Source organism: Kitasatospora sp. MY 5-36 (assembly GCF_001182915.1).
Taxonomy (GTDB): domain Bacteria; phylum Actinomycetota; class Actinomycetes; order Streptomycetales; family Streptomycetaceae; genus Kitasatospora.
Window position 1 is genome coordinate 1 of record NZ_LFVW01000373.1, and the last position, 4,358, is coordinate 4,358.

Here is a 4,358-nt window from a genome sequence, read left to right on the forward strand (position 1 = left end):
CGCTGGCGCAGTGCGGTGCGGCGGCGGGCCGCCGTGCCCGTCCTGGTGCTGCTCGCGGTGGCGTCGGCGCTGGCACTGGGGCCCGCGCGGGCCGGGCTGCCACCGCCCCAGGGAGGCGCACTGGGCCGGACGGGTTGTCAGTCCGGGGCTGCGGAAGATCACCCGTAACCGGGAGGCGACTTCGTCGTTCGAGGCGGCATGAAAGGCTTCAAGGAATTCCTGCTGCGCGGAAATGTCGTCGAACTCGCCGTCGCCGTGGTCATCGGCGCGGCTTTCACCAACATCGTCAACGCCTTCGTCAAAGGCGTGATCAATCCGATCGTCGGCGTCTTCGGGACCAAGGACCTCGCGTCCTACAGTTCCTGCCTCAAGGGGCCCTGCGAGGTGAGCCCGACCGGTGAGGTCACGTCCGGGATCCTCATCCTGTGGGGATCGGTGCTCAGCGCCGTGCTCCAGTTCCTGATCACCGCGGCGGTCGTCTACTTCGCCCTGATCGTGCCCATGAACAGGCTGGCGGCCCACCGCAAGAGCCTCGCCGAGGAGGCGGCGGAGGCCGAGGCCAAGGAGGTCCAACTGCTGACCGAGATCCGCGACGCACTGGTCGCGCCGCTGCGCTGACCGGCGGGCGCCGTTCGGCCCCGGTCCCCGTTCCCCCGTCCCCGTTCCTCAGTCCCCGTGGTGCGGCGGGCGCTGGCTCAGGTACCAGTCCAGCCCCCGTCCACCGCTCTCCCCCGCCCCGGGGCGGCCGCCCCAGCCGGCGTCGGTGTCGTCCCCGGACTGCTGGTCCAACGGGTCCCGGAAGACCAGCCGGGCCTTCACGGCCGCGGCCTTCCGGAGCTCCTGCTCCTGTTCCCCGCCCTGCTCCCGGTCCTTTTCCTGCCCCTGCTCGCTCACGCCGTCCACTCCGTCCGCTCGTCCCTTTCCTCCAGCCTAAGAGCCCCGTGGCACGCCTCGGGCCCCGGTGCGGGGCACTCCGCACCAGGGCCCGATGAGGGCGGGTCCAGGCAGCCTGCCGGGAGGCTTCCCCGGCGGCCTTTCAAGCGGCTTCCTCAGGCTGCTTTCCCGGCGGCCTCTCAGGCGGCTTCGAAGCCCGCGTGGTCCGCGATCTTCTTCAGCTCGGCCAGCGCGTGCTTCTCGATCTGGCGGATCCGCTCGCGGGTGAGGCCGTGCTGCTTGCCCACCTCGGTGAGGGTGCGCTCACGGCCGTCCTCCATCCCGTAGCGGGAGCGGATGATCGAGGCGGTGCGGTCGTCCAACCGCCCGATCAGGCCGTCCAGTTCCTCCCTGCGGAGCATGACCATCACGGCGTCCTCGGGGGACGTGGCCCCGGTGTCCTCGACGAGGTCGCCGAACTGGGTCTCGCCCTCGTCGTCGACCGACATGTTGAGGCTGACCGGGTCGCGCGCCCAGTCCAGCACGTCCTTGATCCGGGCCTCGGTGGTGTCCAGCTCGGCCGCGATCTCGGCCGGCTCCGCCTCGCGGCCCAGCTCCTTGGACTTCTCCCGCTGCACCCGCCGGATCCGCCCGAGCTCCTCCACCAGGTGCACGGGCAGCCGGATGGTGCGGGACTGGTCGGCGATGGACCGGGTGATCGCCTGCCGGATCCACCACGTCGCGTACGTGGAGAACTTGAAGCCCTTGGCGTAGTCGAACTTCTCGACGGCGCGCACCAGGCCCGCGTTGCCCTCCTGGATGAGGTCCAGCAGCGGCAGGCCGCTGCGCGGGTAGCGGCGGGCGACGGCGACCACGAGCCGGAGGTTGGAGCGGATGAAGACGTCCTTGGCGCGCTCGGCGTCGGCGGCTATCGCCTCCAGCTCCTCGCGCGTGACGCCGTCGGGGAGTTCGCCCTCGTCCAGCATGTGCTGGGCGTACACGCCGGCCTCGATCCGCAGCGAGAGCTCGACCTCCTCGGCGGCATCGAGCAGGGGTGTCCTGGCGATCTCGTCGAGGTACATGCCGACCAGGTCGCGGTCGGCCTCGAGGTTGGTCGGGCGGGCCGCGCGACTCCGGTCGGCCCTGTCGCGAACGACGGCACGGGTGGCCATGCTTGCTCCCTTTGCTGGTGTTGCCGAGGTCTGCCTGCCTGCCTCGTGAGGGCAAGAAATGCGGGCCCCTCGGGGCCTCACACGTAACGATCCAACGAACAGATTCCGGACAACATTCCCAAGTCACTCAGATTCTTCCCGGCGATGCAGTATCCTGCCGGTTTTCACCCCGGTTCTGGACACTGGGTGACCGGTCGGGCACTTCCCGTGTCATCGGGTGACCGCTCCGGGAGTGTTTTCTTCACTCGACCCTCACGCGACCACCGCCCACCCGTTGAACCCGCGAACGGCCGCCGACGTTCCCCGCGCGCCCCGCCGTCCGTCCCGGCCCACACCCCGGCGCACGCAGGTCCTCCGCACAAACGATGCCGAATCGCTATCACTCCGGCCCTTGCTCGGCACGGGACACTGGGAAGGTGTCAGCCATGCACCTGACCAACAGCACGACCATCCTCACTGCGCGTAATCGCAGTCTCCTTCGGGACGCCGCGCTCGCGCTGGGCTGTGCCGCGCTGTTCGGCCTGCTGGCGGCCCTGGTCACCGGCCAATGGCGCCCGCTCGCCCGCTTCGACCAGGAGTGGATCGGCGAACTGCACACCTACGCCCGGGAGCACCGGATCTGGACCGCCTCGGTGCAGACGCTCTCCGACATCGGCGGCACCGTCACGATGCGTACGCTTCTCGGAATCGCCGCCGGGTGGCTCTGGTTGATCGGCGCCCGGGTGCTGGCCGGCTGGGTGGCCGCCCAGGCCCTCGTCGGCTGGGGCGTTCTGTGGGCGCTGAAGCTGTCCTTCGACCGCGCCCGCCCCTCCTTCACCGATCCGGTCTCGCACGCCGGCGGGCCGTCCTTCCCCTCCGGGCACGCCATGGCCTCGGCGATCACCTGCGCCGTCCTGGTCGGCCTCCTCTGGTACCGGGTCCGTCGGCGCGGCCGGACCGCCGCCTGTCTGGTGGCCGCGGCGACGGCGCTGACCATCGGCTGGACCCGGGTCGCGCTCGGCGTGCACTGGCCCAGCGACGTGCTGGCCGGCTGGCTGGCCGCCGGGATCGTGCTGGGCACCGTGACCGCCGTGATCCAGGTGTGGCGCCCCGGCGCGCTGGCCCAGGACGTACGGCGGGTCAACTGGCGTACCAGGCCCAGGGTGCAGCGGGTCCTCGTGTCGGCCGGGCACCCCTCGGGCACCGCCGCCCCGCTGGACGAGGACGGACCGCACGGCGCGCGGGAAGGCGCCCCGGGCGAACCGGTGGACCCGGCCGACCCCGTCGACCGGCCGGACGAGGCCGTGCGCTGAGGCGCCGTCACCCCGCTGACCCGCCCCCGCCGCCCCGTTACTCCGACGCCGGCCGAGAGCCGTCGCGCTAGGTTGGCGGCCATGTCCGACACCCCTGCCCCCACCGCTCCCACGGCTCCCAACGCCCCCACCGCACCTGACGGTTACCCCGGGCGACCGCTGCGGATCGCCACCGTCCAGGCCCAGGCCGTGGCCGGTGACATACCGGCCAACGCCGCCCAGGCCGCCGGACTGATCCGCGAGGCCGCCCGGGCCGGCGCCCGGCTGGTGCTGTTCGCGGAGAAGTTCCTCTCCGGCTACGAGCCCGAGCTGATCAGCGCCGACCCCGTCAGGTACGCGGTCCAGCCCGGCGATCCGCGGCTCGCGCCGATCGCCGAGGCCTGCCGCGAGACCGGCACCGCCGCGATCGTCGGCGCCGCCGTACGGGACGGCGACGACCTGCGCGTCTCCGCCCTCGTCCTCGGCCCGGACGGCGGCTTCGTCACCCGCTACGACAAGCAGCACCTGTTCAAGAGCGAACGCGAGCACTACCGCCCCGGAACGGCCGGCTGCACCGTGGAACTGGACGGCTGGCGGCTCGGCCTCGGCGTCTGCTACGACTCCGGCTTCCCCGAGCACGCCCGCGCCGCAGCGCTCGACGGCTGCCACGCCTACCTGGTCGGCGCGCTGTTCAGCATGGGTCACGGCCACCACGAGTCCCGCACCTGGTTCCCGGCCCGCGCGCTCGACAACACCCTCTACACGGTGCTCGCCAACCACATCGGCCGCACCGGCGGCTGGCACACCTGCGGCGGCAGCGCGGTCTGGGGCCCGGACGGCCGGCTGATCGCCGAGGCGGGCGAGGACCGGCGCGAACTCGTCGTCGTCGACCTCGACCCGGACGTCCTGCGCACCACCCGCGAGACCGAGACCCTCCTCGCCGACCTCGCCCTCGCCGCCGGCCGGCCGCCCGCGCCCCGGACCCGCTTCACCCTGGCCTGAGCACCCCGCCGGGCCGGCCGCCCGGCAGCCGGGAGCCGGT

The 4,358-nt window shown here is 72.5% G+C and carries 5 protein-coding genes; 3 read left to right on the plus strand and 2 right to left on the minus strand.

What is annotated here, in order from left to right; translation table 11 throughout:
• Window positions 1-198 precede the first annotated feature (198 nt).
• Window positions 199-618, plus strand: a complete 420-nt coding sequence (gene mscL / locus AE652_RS23050) for a large conductance mechanosensitive channel protein MscL (RefSeq protein ID WP_049654529.1) — start codon at window positions 199-201, stop codon at window positions 616-618.
• 48 nt (window positions 619-666) lie between these two features.
• Here the strand turns inward: mscL and AE652_RS23055 are convergent, their stop codons facing one another.
• Entirely contained in the window at window positions 667-894 is a 228-nt protein-coding gene (locus tag AE652_RS23055) for a hypothetical protein (RefSeq protein ID WP_049654534.1), read from the minus strand.
• Window positions 895-1,073: 179 nt separating this feature from the next.
• Window positions 1,074-2,045, minus strand: coding sequence for a sigma-70 family RNA polymerase sigma factor (locus tag AE652_RS23060; protein ID WP_049654530.1), 972 nt, complete (start codon window positions 2,043-2,045; stop codon window positions 1,074-1,076).
• Window positions 2,046-2,470: 425 nt separating this feature from the next.
• Here AE652_RS23060 and AE652_RS23065 point away from each other — a divergent pair, with 425 nt between their 5' ends.
• Window positions 2,471-3,337, plus strand: coding sequence for a phosphatase PAP2 family protein (locus tag AE652_RS23065; protein ID WP_049654531.1), 867 nt, complete (start codon window positions 2,471-2,473; stop codon window positions 3,335-3,337).
• Window positions 3,338-3,418: 81 nt separating this feature from the next.
• Complete coding sequence (locus AE652_RS23070) at window positions 3,419-4,318, plus strand: carbon-nitrogen hydrolase family protein (RefSeq protein ID WP_082345907.1); 900 nt, start codon at window positions 3,419-3,421, stop codon at window positions 4,316-4,318.
• The last annotated feature ends 40 nt before the right edge of the window (window positions 4,319-4,358 follow it).